The 15,612-nt window shown below is 69.2% G+C and carries 16 protein-coding genes and 1 pseudogene; 10 read left to right on the plus strand and 7 right to left on the minus strand.

The genetic code is table 11. The features are described from left to right. The first annotated feature begins 14 nt into the window (after positions 1-14). Positions 15-1,781 carry a SulP family inorganic anion transporter gene (locus AWC19_RS23665; protein WP_085080520.1) on the plus strand — a complete coding sequence of 589 codons (1,767 nt, stop codon included), beginning with the start codon at positions 15-17 and terminating at the stop codon, positions 1,779-1,781. On the opposite strand, the gene AWC19_RS23670 is transcribed toward AWC19_RS23665, so the two are convergent. Both AWC19_RS23670 and AWC19_RS23675 read right to left on the minus strand, forming a co-directional pair. Further along, entirely contained in the window at positions 1,769-2,611 is an 843-nt protein-coding gene (locus tag AWC19_RS23670; protein WP_085080521.1) for an SDR family oxidoreductase, read from the minus strand. The two genes, AWC19_RS23665 and AWC19_RS23670, sit on opposite strands and share 13 nt — an antisense overlap. A gap of 66 nt (positions 2,612-2,677) precedes the next feature. Continuing rightward, positions 2,678-3,970, minus strand: a complete 1,293-nt coding sequence (locus AWC19_RS23675; RefSeq protein WP_085080522.1) for a sodium/calcium exchanger protein — start codon at positions 3,968-3,970, stop codon at positions 2,678-2,680. Positions 3,971-4,310: 340 nt separating this feature from the next. Between AWC19_RS23675 and AWC19_RS23680 the strand changes: the two genes are divergently transcribed. The 6 genes from AWC19_RS23680 to AWC19_RS29960 all read left to right on the plus strand — a co-directional run bounded on the left by AWC19_RS23680 (position 4,311) and on the right by AWC19_RS29960 (position 9,574). Further along, positions 4,311-4,913: a class I SAM-dependent methyltransferase gene (locus AWC19_RS23680; RefSeq protein ID WP_085080523.1), complete on the plus strand. Its 603-nt coding sequence runs from the start codon at positions 4,311-4,313 to the stop codon at positions 4,911-4,913. A gap of 181 nt (positions 4,914-5,094) precedes the next feature. Continuing rightward, on the plus strand, positions 5,095-5,952 hold the full coding sequence (locus tag AWC19_RS23685) for a helix-turn-helix domain-containing protein (protein WP_085080524.1): 858 nt from the start codon (positions 5,095-5,097) through the stop codon (positions 5,950-5,952). Between the two features lie 24 nt (positions 5,953-5,976). Next, positions 5,977-6,933: a LysR family transcriptional regulator gene (locus AWC19_RS31305; RefSeq protein WP_085080525.1), complete on the plus strand. Its 957-nt coding sequence runs from the start codon at positions 5,977-5,979 to the stop codon at positions 6,931-6,933. Between the two features lie 89 nt (positions 6,934-7,022). Then, positions 7,023-8,429: an MmgE/PrpD family protein gene (locus tag AWC19_RS23695; protein WP_085080526.1), complete on the plus strand. Its 1,407-nt coding sequence runs from the start codon at positions 7,023-7,025 to the stop codon at positions 8,427-8,429. 52 nt (positions 8,430-8,481) lie between these two features. Further along, a complete protein-coding gene (locus AWC19_RS23700; protein ID WP_085080527.1) occupies positions 8,482-9,246 on the plus strand; it encodes a DUF2127 domain-containing protein in 765 nt (254 codons plus the stop codon). 160 nt (positions 9,247-9,406) lie between these two features. Then, the gene (locus AWC19_RS29960) at positions 9,407-9,574 is read left to right on the plus strand and encodes a hypothetical protein (RefSeq protein WP_169718146.1); all 168 of its coding nucleotides are present in this window, start codon (positions 9,407-9,409) and stop codon (positions 9,572-9,574) included. Positions 9,575-9,598: 24 nt separating this feature from the next. On the opposite strand, the gene AWC19_RS23705 is transcribed toward AWC19_RS29960, so the two are convergent. Continuing rightward, entirely contained in the window at positions 9,599-10,192 is a 594-nt protein-coding gene (locus AWC19_RS23705; RefSeq protein ID WP_169718147.1) for a CGNR zinc finger domain-containing protein, read from the minus strand. Positions 10,193-10,276: 84 nt separating this feature from the next. Between AWC19_RS23705 and AWC19_RS23710 the strand changes: the two genes are divergently transcribed. Both AWC19_RS23710 and AWC19_RS23715 read left to right on the plus strand, forming a co-directional pair. After that, entirely contained in the window at positions 10,277-10,969 is a 693-nt protein-coding gene (locus AWC19_RS23710) for an SDR family oxidoreductase (RefSeq protein WP_085080528.1), read from the plus strand. A 35-nt stretch (positions 10,970-11,004) separates the two neighbouring features. Continuing rightward, complete coding sequence (locus tag AWC19_RS23715; protein ID WP_085080529.1) at positions 11,005-11,460, plus strand: SRPBCC family protein; 456 nt, start codon at positions 11,005-11,007, stop codon at positions 11,458-11,460. On the opposite strand, the gene AWC19_RS23720 is transcribed toward AWC19_RS23715, so the two are convergent. The 3 genes from AWC19_RS23720 to AWC19_RS23730 all read right to left on the minus strand — a co-directional run bounded on the left by AWC19_RS23720 (position 11,461) and on the right by AWC19_RS23730 (position 14,355). Beyond that, a complete protein-coding gene (locus AWC19_RS23720) occupies positions 11,461-12,204 on the minus strand; it encodes a class I SAM-dependent methyltransferase (protein ID WP_085080678.1) in 744 nt (247 codons plus the stop codon). It lies immediately after the preceding gene. Positions 12,205-12,341: 137 nt separating this feature from the next. Continuing rightward, positions 12,342-13,727: an adenylate/guanylate cyclase domain-containing protein gene (locus AWC19_RS23725; protein ID WP_085080530.1), complete on the minus strand. Its 1,386-nt coding sequence runs from the start codon at positions 13,725-13,727 to the stop codon at positions 12,342-12,344. Positions 13,728-13,779: 52 nt separating this feature from the next. Further along, a complete protein-coding gene (locus AWC19_RS23730; RefSeq protein ID WP_085080531.1) occupies positions 13,780-14,355 on the minus strand; it encodes a TetR/AcrR family transcriptional regulator in 576 nt (191 codons plus the stop codon). Positions 14,356-14,463: 108 nt separating this feature from the next. On the opposite strand from AWC19_RS23730, the gene AWC19_RS23735 reads away from it, so the two are divergent. After that, positions 14,464-15,393, plus strand: a complete 930-nt coding sequence (locus tag AWC19_RS23735; RefSeq protein ID WP_085080532.1) for an oxygenase MpaB family protein — start codon at positions 14,464-14,466, stop codon at positions 15,391-15,393. Here the strand turns inward: AWC19_RS23735 and AWC19_RS30150 are convergent. Next, positions 15,390-15,561: pseudogene (locus AWC19_RS30150) on the minus strand (amidohydrolase family protein); the annotation flags it as partial. The gene AWC19_RS23735 and the pseudogene AWC19_RS30150 sit on opposite strands and share 4 nt — an antisense overlap. Positions 15,562-15,612 lie beyond the last annotated feature (51 nt).

Below are 15,612 nucleotides of genomic sequence, written 5' to 3' on the forward strand. Positions count from 1 at the left end.
AAGACGACAACCCCGTGGGCCTTGCCTTCCATTACGACCCGGTCAAGGGCCGGCATGACGTGATCGCCGGTCTCACCGTCGCCGCCATCTCGTTTCCCCAGGCGATGGCCTATGCGCTGATCGCCGGCGTGGACCCCAGATTCGGGGTGTACTCGGCGATCGTGGTGACCGTCGTGGCATCGATCTTCGGGTCGTCCTCGCACCTGATCAACGGCCCGACGAGCGCCATCTCGCTGCTGGTGTTCACGGCGCTGGCCTTCATCGACTCGGAGAACAGCACCGAACTCTTCGAAGGGCTGTTTTTGCTGGCCGTGCTGGTGGGCGGGTTTCAGATCGTGATCAGCCTGTTCAAGCTGGGCAACCTTACCCGCTACATATCGGAGTCGGTGATCATCGGATTCATGGCGGCCGCCGCGTTTCTGCTCGCCGTCGGGCAACTGGGCAACGCGCTGGGTGTCAAGGACAAAGGCAACGGCCACATGCAGGTGCTGCATCGCGTCTGGCTCACCCTCACCCGCGGCGACCACGTCAACTACCGCGCCCTGACGCTGAGCGCCGTCGCGGTAGCGCTGGCGGTGATCCTGCGCCGGCTGGTGCAGCGTTTCCGGTGGCCGCAGATCGACATGCTCGCCGTGTTGATCGTCACCGCGCTCATCGCCTACGTCGCGGGGTGGTCGGTCCTCGGCGCCAACGGCCGCACGGCGGTGTCGGTGGCGGCCAAGATCCCGCGAAGCCTGCCCGCGCCGCACATTCCGGAAGTCCACACCGACTGGCTGCCGCACCTGTCGACCGGCGCCCTGGCCATCGCCTTCGTCGGGATCATCGAGGCGCTGTCGATCGCCAAAGCCATCGCCCACCAGACCCACCAGGCCATCGACTACAACCGGCAGATCATGGCCGAAGGCCTGGCCAACCTTGCCGGCGGCTTCTTCCAGAGCCTCCCGGGCTCCGGCTCGCTGTCGCGCTCGGCGATCAACTTCCAATCCGGAGCCCGCACGCGATTCTCCGGAATCGTCTCGGCGGCAACGGTGGCCGCGGCGCTGCTGCTGTTCGCGCCCCTGCTGCGCTACGTTCCACAGGCGGCGCTGGCCGGGCTGCTGCTCGTCACGGCGGCGCGCCTGGTCGATTTCAGGCGCCTGATCTACACGCTCAAGGCGTCGCGCTACGACGCCGGCCTGGTTCTCGTCACCGCGTTCACCGGGGTGGCGATCGATCTCGACAAGTCGGTCCTGCTCGGCGTGATCCTGTCGATCCTGCTGTTCGTGCCGCGCGCCGCCAAACTCAGGGCGACGGAGCTGATCGTCGCGCCCGAACGCGTTGTCCGCGAACGTATCCCGGGCGATCCGGCCGATCCGGCGATCGTCATCTACGACCTGGAGGGCGAGCTGTTCTTCGGCGCCGCACCGGAGTTGGAACGCTACCTGTCCGAGATCGACCGGCGCATCGCCGACGACGACATCGCGTTCGCGGTGTTGCGCCTCAAGCGCGTGCGCCATCCGGACGTGGTCTGCATCGAGCGCATCGAGCACTTCCTGCGCGAACAGGCCGCTCGCGGCGTCACCGTCCTGCTCGCCGGGGTGCGACCGGATACGTTGGGCGTTCTGAACAACGTCGGGTTCCAACGGTGGTTCCCCGCCGAGCACGTCTTCCCCGAAGAAGACGAGCAGTATTCGGCGACGCTCAAGGCGGTGCGCTACGCGCGCAACCGGCTTGCCGATCCGGGACCGAAGCATCCGTTCCCGCCGGAGCCCGAGCGCGCCGAGCTCTATTACCTGGTCTGAGTGCGCTCGGGCCGGCTGGCGGCCTTGAGCGCCGCGACGACGCCGCCGTCGACGAGCAGGTCGGTACCGGTGACGAAGGATGCGTCGGGACCGAGCAAAAACGCGGTGGCCGAGGCGATGTCGTCGGGAGTGCCCAGGCGACCGGTCGCGGACATGGCGACCATCGCCCGCATGCCGTCGCCGACCGGGGACGCCAGTTCCTGCTGACCCATCGGCGTGGAGATGACGCCGGGGCTGATCGAATTGATGCGGGCGCCCCGCCGGCCCCAGTGGGCGCTCGCGGCGCGAACGCGAATGTGGTTGGCCTGCTTGGCGATCCCGTACGCGATGCCGGGTTCGGCGAGCTTGTGAGCGTGGACGAAGTCCAGCCCCAATAGGTCACGGGCCGGGGTGTGGGCCAGCGCGCGTTCCTGTTCGGCGGTCGGCGGCGGGAACAAGTGCCCGGCCATGCTGGCGATCACGACGCCCGCGCCTCCTGCCGCGACGACCGCTCCGAATTCTTCGAGCACCAGCGCCGTGCCCAACAGATCCACGGCCAAAATCGCGTCGGCCGCGGCCTGCGACGGGGACACGCCCGCGGTGTGCGCCACCTGCGTCACGTCGCCGAGGGCGGCCGCGCACTTCGCGAGCCCGCGAACCGATTCCGGCGAGGCGACGTCGACGCCACGACATTCCACGCGGTGGCCGTCCGCGGACAACGATTCGGCCGCCGAGGCCAGCGCCGCGTCGTTGTAGTCGGCCAGCAGCACGGTCTTGCCGGCGCCGAGGCGCCGCGCAATGGCCCGACCCATGCCGCCCACGCCGATGACGGTCAGCACTTCCCGGGCCACTGGCGCTCCAAATCCGAAAGTCGGCTAATTAACCCGCGATGCTATACAAGCCGGCCGCGACCCGGGTCAGGGGCCGTCTTCCGCGTGGTGCGGGTGGCCGGTGCGCCGGATCGCCCGACCGACAAACGGCGCCTGAACCGTGGCGATCAGGTAGCGGTGGTTGACGACCAGACCGGCGATCGCCACCGCGGCGTAAATACCGCACAGCACCAACCGCCCCGGTGTCGAGACGATAGGGAACTGGACGACGAACAAACCCAACAGGGCCCAGGCGGCGCCCCTGGGGAAACGTAGCGCCATGATCAGCGCCACCCCCATCAGCGTCTGGGCGGCGGTGAGCAGCACCTCCTCGACCTGGCGGGCGTCGAGCGCCAGAGAAAACCCGCCGCCGCCGAGCAAGTGAGCCACCGGCAACGAGCCGATCAGCAGCGTCCACTGGTTGACCTTCGAGGAGATCAGCGTGGCGATCGCGGCGGTGCCCTTGCCGTGGGTGGCGAAGATGACCGCGATGATGAATTCCGGGGCTTCCGAGGCCAGCGGCGCCAGCCATTGCACCAGCAGGAATCGGTCGATGCCCAGCTCGGTACCCGCGGCGACCAGGCTGTCGGCGAACGGCTTGGCGCACAGCAGGATCACCGCCCCGGACACGGCGAAGAGCCCGACCACGGCGATGCGCCGGCCACGATCCGGCAGCTCACCGAGCGCCGCGGCGGTGCCGATGAGTTCGGGCTCCTCCACGTCGCCATGGCTGATCTTGTAGAGGTAGAAGCCGAACCAGGCCAGCAACGCCAGACCGAGCGCCAGGTGGATTTCGCCGCTCGCCGGTATGACGAACGCGCCCACCCCGGCGATCACCAGGAAGCCGAGCTCGACGCGGTTGGCGGGTTCCAGGGCCAGGCCGGTCGGTTTGGGGGCGCCCGCCTTGCGGGCCGCCAGGATGGCGACCAACACCACGACGGGCCAGCCCAAACCCATCAGCAGCCGGTTGGATCCCGTCATGTTCGCGGCGGCGTACTGGGTGTATTCGGGGTTGTGACCGGACACGTACGCGTAGTAGAGGTCGACGGCGTATTCGGGCAGCACCGCGACCAGCGCGAGAACCGCGATCGCCAGCCCGCCGGAGACGTCGATCTGCGCGGCTTCGGCGGCCCACGCCAGCAGGAAGCTGGCAGCCACCACCGCCGCGCCGAAGACCAACAGCGCGGCGACCGGGTCGAGATGCAGGCCGGCGATCCTGATCACCACGGCCGGTGCGATGAAGGTCCCGGTGATCACGGCCGAGCGGGCCAGGGTGAGCCGCCGCGCGCGCGACGTCGTCGAGACCGCGGCAGCGGGCCGGTCTGTGGCCAGCATCGTCATCCTTCATCTCATCGAGGGGTGCCGAAAAATCGGGGACTGCTTCGGTCGGTCGCCGTCGCGAATTGCCTTCCAACGCTACCCGGCGAATCGGCCACCCAGCAACGTCGCTCAGGGCCGAAGGGAGACGGTGCCACCGCCTGTCTTTGCTGGCCAGCGCGGGCGACGGGAAAAGTTTGGGCCAGCTCATCCAAAACTTTGGCAAACCTTGTGGTGGCCTGTGGTGGGGTTTTCGGGCCGCTTGCGGCGCCACCGTCAGCGGCATCCGAGCCGCGCGCGGCGCGTCGGCGGACCCCGCGGGCGGGTTCAAAGATAGCTGGCAAGGTTCGGATATTTTCGGGGCGTGCCGCCCGCAGGACACCCGTGGAACATCAACATCCACTATGACGCGCTGCTCGAGTCGAAGGTTCCGTCGGGTGCCCGGCGAGTTCTCGACGTCGGGTGCGGCGACGGGTTCCTCGCCGCCCGCCTGGCCCGGCGGGTGCAGGAGGTCGTCGCAGTGGATGTCGACGCCCCCGTCCTGCGACGCGCGCGGGACCGGTTCGCCGCGACGCCCGTCCGGTGGCTGCACGGCGATGTCATGACGGCCGACCTGCCCCGCGCGGGTTTCGACGCCGTCCTGTCGAACGCGGCTTTGCACCACCTCGACGACACCCGCGCGGCCCTGAAACGGTTGGCGGACCTGGTCGGCGCGGGCGGAAGGCTCGAGGTGGTCACCTTCGTGCGGCCCGCGCTCCGAAACGGCTTGTGGCACTTGACGAGTTGGGTGGCATGCGGCGTCGTCAACCGCGTGAAGGGAAAGTGGGAACACACGGCGCCGATCAAGTGGCCGCCGCCGGACACCCTGCACCAGCTGCGCACCCACGTCCGGGCGACGCTGCCCGGGGCACGCGTCCGCCGGCTGCTCTACGGGCGGGCACTGGTCTCCTGGCGCGCGCCCGGCTAGCCGGCAGGACCCATCGCGGCGGAGTCGTCGGTGAAAACGGTTCGGAACACGCGCAACGCGTCAGCGCCGTTTATAGTCTCGAATAATCGATATAAGATCTCGAATGCTCGCTGTCGCTGTACGAACCCCGTCGTGAAGGAGTCAAGACATCCGCGGATCGCCGTCAGCGCCGACCGCCCGGGTGCTCGACGTGGTCGAGCTCCTGGCGCGGTCCGGGAACTTGCGGCTGCGCTTCTCCGACATCGTGCGCGAGCTGAACCTGACGCAGGCGACGGCGCACGCGATCCTGAAGACGCTGTGCGACCGTGGCTGGGCCAGCCGCGACCCCGTCGCCAAGACGTTCAGCCTGGGCCCGGCGCTCGGCGTGGTCGCGGCGCGCACCGACACCGCCCGCCCGCTCGCGCATGCCGCTCGTACCGCGGCGCTGCGGCTGTCCCGCGAGGTGGGCTACGCCACCTCCGTGGTCGAGCGATTCGGGGATTCGTTGGTGGTCACCGCGTTCGAGGGCGACCCCGCGTCCCAGCCGGCGGGCATCCCGGGCGACCGGATCCCGTATGCCCCGCCGTTCGGGGTCGCCCTCGCCGCCTGGGACACCGAAGAGGAACAACGGGCGTGGATCCGCCGCGGCGCGGGGGACGACACCGATCGCATCCAGCGCCTCGAGCGCGTCCTGGAGCGCACCCGCGAACGCGGATTCGACATCGACTGGACAACGCCCGCGCTGGCCCAGGCCGTCCAAATGGTCGCCACGCTGGATATTGACGAGATGCCGACCCCGGTGCGGCACATCATCGACCAACTGCTCGTCGAGTTCACCACCATCGGCTTTCTTTCCGACGACAACCCGGGCCGCCGCAAACGGCCCGTCGTGACCATCGCCGCACCGGTTTTCGACCGTCGGCAACGGGTCGACATGATGGTCGCCGTGCATCCGCTGTGCCAGTTGAGCGCGCGGCAGATCCGCGTCATCGGCAAGAAACTCACCGACCAAACCGCCGCCATCACCGAATCGCAACGGACGGTCGACCGGGCCGTCTAGCGCGGCCGCCCCTAAGCTCACCACATGGAACTGCGGCAGCTGCGCTACTTCGTGGCCGTCGCCGAGGAACTGCATTTCGGGCGCGCGGCGGGGCGAGTGCACATCTCCGGGCCCGCCCTGTCGCAGCAAATCATCGCGCTGGAGCGCGAACTGGGCGTCGAGCTCCTGGTGCGGGACCGTCGCGGCGTTCAACTCACCCAAGCCGGACGGTCGTTGCTTGGCGACGCGCGCCGGATCCTGTCGCTCGCCGACGACGCCAAGCATCGGCTGCGGCGGGCGGCCGCCCTGAGCGCCGCGGTGCGATTGGGCTACGTCAGTTGGCTGCCCGATGACATCCAGAGCCTGGCCGGGCCCGCGGTGGCGCTGCGGATCGACGAGTGGGTGCTGCCGTCGCACACTCAGGCGGAGCGGGTGGCCGAGGGCACCCTCGACATCGCCCTGGCCTGGGTCACCGCCGAGCACGTCAAGCGGCGTGGACTGACGGCACACCTGCTGCGCGCCGAGCCCCTACACGCGGTCGCGCCCGGCGCGGGCTCGGCCGAACCCGTTGCCGCGCAAGACCTCCGGGTGCTCGTCGATGCCGACGAATCGGCATGGTCGTCATGGAATCGGTTCGCCGAAGGCTTCGCCGCCCACACCGGCGCGCGCATCGTCGAGATCGACGACGGGGGCGTGACCGGCGACGCGTTCTACGCCCATGTGCGCAAGATCGGCGCCCCCGTGCTCGCCTCGCCGAAGCGCCACACCGCGGTGATCCCGCCCAGCCTGGGCCGGCGCCCGGTCGCCGAACCGATTCCGCTGTGGACGTGGTCGTTGGTGCACCGCCAAGACGATGACCGGGCCGGCGCCGGCGGTGTGGTGGAGGCGCTGCTGGCGGTCGCGCGCGGCCGCGGCTGGCTCGCGCCTCCGGCGGAGCGCTGGTGGGTCCCGGCGGGCGACCCGCACCGCGGCGTCCTCGAATCGGCCGTCGACCTGCGATAGGAAGCCCGGCCGAGCACTGCTAAGGGATCGGTCCTGGACAGCGGCGGGCGGCGGCGCTTCAGTGGGGGTACGAGGAAGGACGAAAAGCCATGGCGCACAACCATATTGTCGACGACCTGGCCGAGTTCGTCGTCGGCGCCCGACAGGTCGACCTGAGCGACCGGCACCGGGAGTTGCTGAAACGCAACGTGCTGGACAGCGTGGCCTGCGCGGTCGGCTCGCTTGACGGCGAGCTCGTCGCGACGACTCGGGAGCACACCGCGCAATTCAGTGGGATCCCCACCGCAACCCTTGTCGGTGGCGGGCGGGCGTCGGTCGACCAGGCGGCCTTCTTCAACGCGGTGCTGGTGCGCTACCCCGACCTGCTCGACACCTATCTCACGGTCGGCGGGTTGTGTCACCCCGCCGACAACTTCGGCGCGGTGCTGGCCGTCGCCGAGCACGTCGGCGCCGGCGGCGCGGAGTTTTTGCTGGCGCTGGCCGTTGCCTACGAGGTGCAATGCCGGTTCAGCGCACAGGTTCCCGTGATGGCGCGCGGGCTCAACCACGCGCTGCAACTGGCGATGTCGGTCGCGGCGGGCGCGGCCAAGCTGCTGCGACTGGACGCCGAGGCCACCGCCAACGCCATCGCGGCCGCCGCGGCCGACAACGTGTCGCTGGCCACCGTGCACGCCGAACCCGTTTCGAACTGGAAGGGCATCTCCCCGGCGATCACCGGCATGCGAGCGGTGTACGCCACGATGCTGGCCGCCCGGGGCATCACCGGCCCCAAGTCGCTATTCGAAGGCCCGCACGGCCTGACGCAGCTCTTCGACCAGCCGATCGACTTTCACACCGCCGACCGGGGACTCACGTGCGTCGAGCAGACGTATTTGAAGCAGTACTGCTCACTTATCCACGGCCAACCCATCATTGACGCCGTCTTGGCGATTCGCGCCGACCACGCACTGCGCGGCGGCGACGTCGCGCGCGTGCACCTGGAAGCCTTCCAAAGCGCATACGACTTCGCCGGCGGCGGCGCCTACGGCGACAAAAATCACCCGCTGATCAAGGAGCAGGCCGACTACAACCTCAAATACTTGAGCGCCGTGGCCCTGCTGGACGGCGGGGTGGGCCCCGAACAGCTTGAGACCGAACGGGTTCGGCGCTCCGACGTCCAAGACCTACTGGCCCGGGTGCACGTCGAGCCGGCCGCCGACCTGACCGCCGACTACCCGCGGCGCACGGCGGCGCGGGTCCGGGTGATCACGCGCGACGGCCGGGAATTCAGCCGCGAGCAGGCCGATTACGAGGGGTCACCCACCACGCCCCTGTCCTGGGAGCGCGTCGTCGACAAGTTCGACTGGCTCGCCGAACCCTTCTGCGACGCCGCGCTGCGCGCCGACATCGTCGCCGCCGTCGCTCGCCTGGACCAGATTTCGGTAGCCGAACTCGCCGGCCTGCTGGGGGCGGTGAGCCCGGCCGCCGCCCGGCCGCGCAGCAAGGCCCGCTTCTGAGCTCTGCGCGCGCCCCCTTGCATCGCGCACCGGCGGCATCCGATGATCGGCCATGCGCAAAGATCGCGGCATCAACCGCTGGGAACTGGTCACCTGCGCGCTGGCGGGGCACGTCACCTACGCACCCGACGAGCAGGCGCTCGCCGACCGGCTCAGCGGCTCCACCGGGCTGGGCCAGGTGTGGCGATGCCTGCGCTGCGGCGAATTCACCGTGGGGGAGCCGCACGGCCGCGGCCGCGCCGAGGACGCGCCGATGATCTTGCGCGGCAAGGCGTTACGCCAGGCGATCATCATCCGCGCGCTGGCGCTCGAACGCGTGCTCCGTGCGGTGGTGATCGCGCTTGCGGCGTACGCCGTGTGGAAATTCCGCGGCGCGCGCGGGGCGATCCAGGCCACCCTCGACCGCGACCTGCCGATCTTCCGCGCCGCCGGATTCAAGGTCGACCAGATGACGATCGTTCACGAGCTCGAAAAGGCGCTGGCCACCAAGCCGTCCACCTTGGCCCTGCTGACCCTGATGCTGGCCGGTTACGCGCTGATCGAGGTCGTCGAGGGCGTCGGCCTGTGGTTGCTCAAGCGCTGGGGTGAATACTTCGCGGTCGTGGCGACCTCGGTGTTTTTGCCACTGGAGATCCACGACCTGGCCAAGGGCATCACGATGACCCGATTGGTCACGTTCACGATCAACGTGGCCGCCGTCGTCTACCTGCTGATCTCCAAACGGCTGTTCGGCCTGCGGGGCGGCCGCAAGGCCTACGACGAGGAACGCCGGGGTGAGCAGCTCTTGGACGTCGAGCGAGCCGCCGCGACGGCCTGAACCGCTGCGCAGGTGTGACGGGCGGCGCTGACCGCGGACAATGTGCCTCATGACACAGCCGGCTTTTCGTGATGTTTACCGCGGCGCGGCAACCCCGTAAAGCGACAGCTGTGCAATCGAGTGGTCGGCTTTTCGGCCGAACCGAAGAGGACGGAAGATTGTGGCAACACTGCAGGCCTGGATCACCCAGAACCCAACCAATCTCGACGTCGTCACCCCGATCAAAGTGCGTGCCCGCGACGCGCTGGCCGCGGTGCTGAGAAACGGCAAGCCGCGCCAGGCGAATCCCCAAGACCGGATCATGCCCAGGGGCGCCGAGCGCTGCTGATGGCGCGCCGCCGACGATGACGCCTCAGCGGCCCGTCGCCGACCGCTCGCGTTCGCGCCGACGCGCCCGGGAGGCGCGCAGATTCGCCGCGTTGCCGCACGTCTTGGCGTCGTGCCACACCCCGCTGTTGTTCTTGGAGCGGTCGTAGAAAACTGCCCCGCACTCGTGGTTGCGGCACCGCTTGACCCGTTCCCAGAGGCCGTCGCGCTGACCGAGCAGAATCTGTCCCCACAGCGCCGAGGCGAGCCAACGCCACCCGGAACCGGCGGGCTCGAGCATCACCTCGCCGGAGCTCGACAGCGTCAGCGACGCCGGAAACGACGCCGCGGTGCCCGTGGGCGGTTCGCCGCCGACCAGCCGCGAGACCGCCTCCCGCAGGGCGCGGAGCCTCGACGCGTCGGCGTCGGTGAGTGCCGGCGGCTGCACGTCCAGCCCGCGCTGCGAGGACCACGCGCGCGCGGCGTCGGCCAGCCAGCCCGCCGCGGCGGCGGCGTCGGCCAGCAGGTCCGGCCCGTAGTCGCCGATGCCTCGCGTGTTGAGGAAGTCCTGCACCAGGCCCAGCCCGCCGGGCGCCGTGGCGAGCCCGTAGCGCTGTGACGCAGGCCATGCAGCAGACATAGCCAAAATTTACTTGCTTATGTCACCGCGGTCAACTACGGTGACAGAGGCAAAGTTGTTTCACCTAAGTCAAGGAGTGCGGTCATGGTTAACGTCAAGGGGTCGACCGTCGTGGTCACCGGCGGTCAGCGCGGGCTCGGCAAGGCGATCGTGGAGGAGTTGCTGCGCCGGGGCGCGGCCAAGGTGTACGCCACGGCGCGGGCGCCCAAACCGAGCGACGACCCACGCGTGGTGAGTGTCGAACTCGACGTCACCGAACCGGATTCGGTTGCGGCGCTGGCTCTTGCGGCGCCGGACGCGAACATCGTCGTCAACAATGCGGGCATTTTCGGTGCCCGCGACCTGCTCGGCAGCGACATCGAGGAGGTGCGGGCGGTGTTCGAGACGAACTTCTTCGGCGCGCTGCGCGTGGCCAAGGCGTTCGCACCGATCCTGGCCGACAACGGCGGCGGGTCGCTCGTCGACATCCATTCCGTGCTGTCCTGGCTCGCCGGCTCCGGCGGCTACGGCGCCTCCAAGGCCGCGCTCTGGTCGGCGACGAACTCGCTGCGGATCGAGCTCGACAAGCAGGGCACCGCGGTCACCGGGGCGCACCTGAGCTTCACCGCAACCGATATGGCCACGGACTTCGACGTGCCCAAGAACGACCCTCGGGACGTGGCGCGGCAAATCGTCGACGGCATCGAGCGCGGCGAAGCCGAGGTGCTTGCCGACGCCGACACCCGCTACGTCAAGGGCGCCCTGTCGGGGCCGGTCGAGGCCCTGCGGTTGGGGTAGGAGCACCGTCGGCGCCCGCGTGTTTGGATAGCGGCATGCAATCTGAACGCGACGAACGCGTCGTCAGCGCCACCCGAGTGATCTCGGCAAGCGCCGAGCGCATTTTCGAGCTGATCGCCGACCCCTCCCGCCAGCCCAGCTGGGACGGCAACGACAACCTCGCCTCCGCCGCCCCGGGGCAGCGGGTTCACGCGGTGGGCGACATCTTCAAAACGACCCTGACCAATGGCGCGGTGCGGGAAAACCATGTCGTCGAATTCATCGAGGGCAGCAAGATCGCCTGGTGCCCGGCGGAACCGAAGAAGCAGCCGCCCGGGCATCTGTGGCGCTGGGAGCTGCAGCCCATCAACGCGACGCTCACCAGCGTGACCCACACCTACGACTGGACGAGGCTGACCGACAGCACGCGGATGGAAAAGGCGCGTTCGACGACCGCCGAGATGTTGCGCGAGTCGATCGACCGGCTCGCCGCGCAGGCCCAGGCGGGATGATCAGCCCTTCCGGCCCCGCACCCACTGAAACGTGCCGTAGTTCTTGACCCGCACGCTGACGAATCCGTTTTGTTCCAGGATGTCTGCGATTTCGTCGTCGCCGAACGCGTGCGCGCCGACGTTCGGCAGCAGCTGAAACAGCCGGGCGGCCCACCCGACGGTGGGCACCATGACCGCCAGCCTGCCGCCGTCTCGCAGCACCCGGGCCATCTCGGCCAAAGCCGCCGCGGGGTTCGGAATCAGCTGCAGCGCGGCGGTGGAGATCACCGCGTCGATCGTCTTGTCCCGCAGGGGAAGTCGTTGGGCGTCGGCCTTGATGAAGCCGACCTGTGGGCCGGCCTCGTTGCGCACCGCGCGGGCGAGCATGGGTTCGGAGATGTCGATGCCCAGCGCCACCCCGTCGGGGCCGGCGGCGTGCGCCAGGGACGCGGTGACGTTGCCCGGGCCGGAGCCGACGTCCAGCGCGACGCCACCGGGCGGGATGCTGAGCCACTCGATGGGCAGCTGCCACGCGCTGATCAGCCGGCGCGACAGGGCCTGGGCGTTGTCGTAGAGCATCGACCCGATCGGCGATGCCCACGCCGCCTGTATCGGGCCGGTGTTCTTGGCGACCGCCTCTTCGTCCGATCCGTCGTCGAGCAGGTTCAGGTAGCCCTTGCTCACGTCCGGCTCCCCCGGCGGATCGGCGAGCAGGTCCACCGCCCGGCGCAATGCGGGCGAAAGCGAAACGTGTACGTCGGTCACGCGCACTCCTCTGTCCAATAGCCAAGCGTCACAAGGGAAATCGAACGCGGCGACGGCGCCGGTCCGGCTGTGACGCGCCCTGCTGGCAGCCTACGCCGGGGCGCCGGGCCGCTCGACGCCCGCGGATGTGGGATGCGTTACCGCCGGACCGCGGCGCGCTCGCGGACCAGGGAGTACAGCCGCCACTCGCCGGGCACGCCCTTGAGCGCGCTCTCGCCGCGGTCGGCGAACCGGTGCCGCGAGCCGGTCACGATGTCGCGCACCGTCGAGGACACCAGCACCTCGCCGGGTGCGGCCAGCGCGCCGACCCGCGCACCGATGTGCACCGCCATGCCCGCGAGGTCGTTTTTCGCGGCGCCGCGCACCTCGACCTCGCCGGCGTGAATGCCCACCCGCACCTCGATGCCCAGCACGCGTACCGCGTCGACGATGTCGTCGGCGCAGGCGAGCGCGGCGCTGGGGCTGGAAAAGGTGGCCACGAAACCGTCGCCCGCGGTGTTCACTTCGCGCCCGCCATACCGCTGGAGTTCGTGGCGAATGATCGTGTCGTGGTTGTCCAGCAGGTCGCGCCACCGGCCGTCGCCGAGCAGGGCGGCCCGCTCGGTGGAGCCGACGATGTCGGTGAACACGATCGTGGTGAGCAGGCGCTCGGCGTCCGACCCGCCCCGCATGCCGGTGATGAACTCTTCTATCTCGTCGAGCATCGGCGCCGTGTTGCCCACCCAGTACAGGGTGTCGTCGCCCGGCAGCTCCACCAGGCGCGATCCGGCGATGTGCTCGGCGAGGTAACGGCCGTGGGCGACCGGCGTGAACTCCGATTCGGTGCGGTGCAGGATCAGCGTCGGCGCGGTGATGCGCGGCAGCGTCTCGCGGACGTCGGCCTGCCGGATGGCCATGATCATCGCGCGGGCCATGCTCGGCGAGGCGGCGCGGTTGCCGGCCGCGTCCCACCACGCGCGGAACGCGTCGTCGCGGGCGACGCTGGGGGCGATGATGCCGAGCATGTCGAAGCCCTGGTCGACGGCGTCCGGGTCGATTCCCACGGTCGTGTACAGGTCGATGGTGTCGACCCGGCTGCCCATCGGGTAGTCGGGCGCGTACAGGGTGCGGGCCGCGCCGTTGATGATCACCAGGCTGTGGACCCGGTCGGGGTGCTCGGCGGCCAACACCAGCCCGGTCATGGACGTGAAGCCCGGCGCCACCACCGTCGCCCGCTCGCAGCCCACCGCGTTCATGACCGCGATCACGTCCCTGGCCCAGAATCGCGGCCCGATCACGTCCGCCGACGGCACCCGCGACGACAGCCCGATCCCGCGCTGGTCGAGCCGGATCACCCGGGCGAACGAGGCCAGCCGCCGCTGAAAGCGGTACATCGACGGCTCGGCGTCGACCGAGTCGATCGGAATGGACGGCCCGGGCAGCAGCACCAGGTCGATCGGTCCGTCGCCGAACACCTGGTAGGCGATGTCCGTGTCGCCGCAGCTGGCGTATCGCGTTCGCGGTGTCCCAGAAAACCCAGGCACGGCTATCAGGCTAATTCAGCGCCCCGACAAGTCACAGGCAAGGCGAAGCCCGCTAGCGACCGACGATCGGAACCAGGTAGCGGGCGGCGTAGTCGCGGACGGCCGCCGGGTCCGACGTGTCGAGCCGGTCGGTGGGAAACACGACGATGCCCAGGGCGACCCGAAGCAGGATGTCGGAGATGTTGGCCAGGTCGGGATCCGGGATGTCGCTCCCGCAGCGCCGCAGGGTACGGGCGATGCCGTCGGCGAATTGGCGGATCGGGAAGACGTGGGACCGGGAAAACAGGCCGAAGAGCTCCGGCTCGCTTTCAACGATCCGGGAGTACAGCGGCGAGTCCTGGATCAGGCGCACCCCCAGGGCGAACGCTTCGATCACGGCCTCCCGCGGGTTGCATCCGGCGGTGGCCCGGTCCAAGGTGGCGAAGAATTGTTCGGCCTCGCGCCGCACCACGTGCTCGAACAAATCGACCTTGGTCGGGAAGCGCCGGTAGATGCTGCTGCGGCTCACCCCGGCGCGCGCGGCGACGTCTTCGATGTTCGCGCGGCGCACGCCGTAGGTCTCGAACACGGTCCGCGCGGTGTCCAGGATTTTCTCGTCGAGGGTGCCCCCAGGGCTGTGGTTCTGCACCTTCGATTCACCCCCACCGCGGCCTCGGCGCCTACGATGCTATCGTGACACAAAGATACGTATTTGTTTCTCTGCTTCGGGCTGGGGCGCGGCGCCAGGGGGTGCGAGATGACGGTGCAATCGGCTCGCCAGGATTTCGACACCGGAGTGCGCGAAGCGGTCCCGATGCCCGTCGACGGGCCGGCCGACGCCCCGCGCCTGGGGCCCGACTCGTTGATCTGGAAGTTTTACGGGGACCACCGCACGCAGTTCTTCGGCTTCCAGCGCACGGCCGGCACCGAGAACTGCATCGAGCAGCTCGCCCAGGGCGTGCTGGATCACTCGGTGATCTTCAGCGACACGTTGGGCCGGGCCAAGCGCACCGCGCCGCCGCTGATGAAGACGGTGTACTCCGACGACCCGCACGAGTGGGGCCGCAGGGTGCGCGACTTCCACAAAGCGATCAAGGGAACCATCAGCGACGGCTCGCGGTATCACGCGCTGAACCCCGAGTTGTTCTACTGGGCGCACGCGACGTTCGTCGACCAGGTCATCTACACGACCGACACCTTCATCCGCCGGCTGTCCCGCGCGGAAAAGGAGCGGATCTTCAACGAAAGCAAGGTGTGGTACGGCCTCTACGGGGTCAGCGATCGCGGCCAGCCGCAGACCTATGACGACTTCCTGGCCTACTGGGACCAGATGCTCGAGCGGTTCGTGCCGCACAAAACCGTCCTGTATGGCACCGGCTACATCCGCAAGGGCATCCCGGGTCCGCGCCGGATTCCCAAGCCGGTCTGGAAGATCTTGTCCGCCCCGCTCAACGCCTACACCCGGCTGGTGCTGGTGGGCACCCTGCCGCCGCAGATGCGCAAGGTCTGCGGGCTGCAGTGGGATGCCGACAAGGAGAGGCGTTTTCAGCGGTTCGCCGCCACGATGCGGGCGCTGAACCCGCTGATCAACCGGCTGCCCCTGCCGTTGATCTACCTGCCGTGGGCCGCCCAGGCATGGCGGCGCGCCGGCGTCGACCCCCGCAAGCTGCACAACCACCCGGCCTAGATGCGCAGCAGCCGTTCGGCGTTGCCGTGCGCGATCTTTGCCCGGTCCGCGGCGGACAGCGTCGTCCGCTCGAATCCCTCGACCGCCTCGGACGACGACTCGTAGGGGTAGTCGACGGAGAACAGCACCGCGTCGGCCCCCACCTCGAGCATGGCCCCGAGCATCACCGCAACGGAGAAGACGCCGCTGTTGGTGAAAGACGACGTTGGTGCCGAGGTA

It is taken from the genome of Mycobacterium palustre (genome assembly GCF_002101785.1).
In the GTDB taxonomy this organism is placed as follows: domain Bacteria; phylum Actinomycetota; class Actinomycetes; order Mycobacteriales; family Mycobacteriaceae; genus Mycobacterium; species Mycobacterium palustre.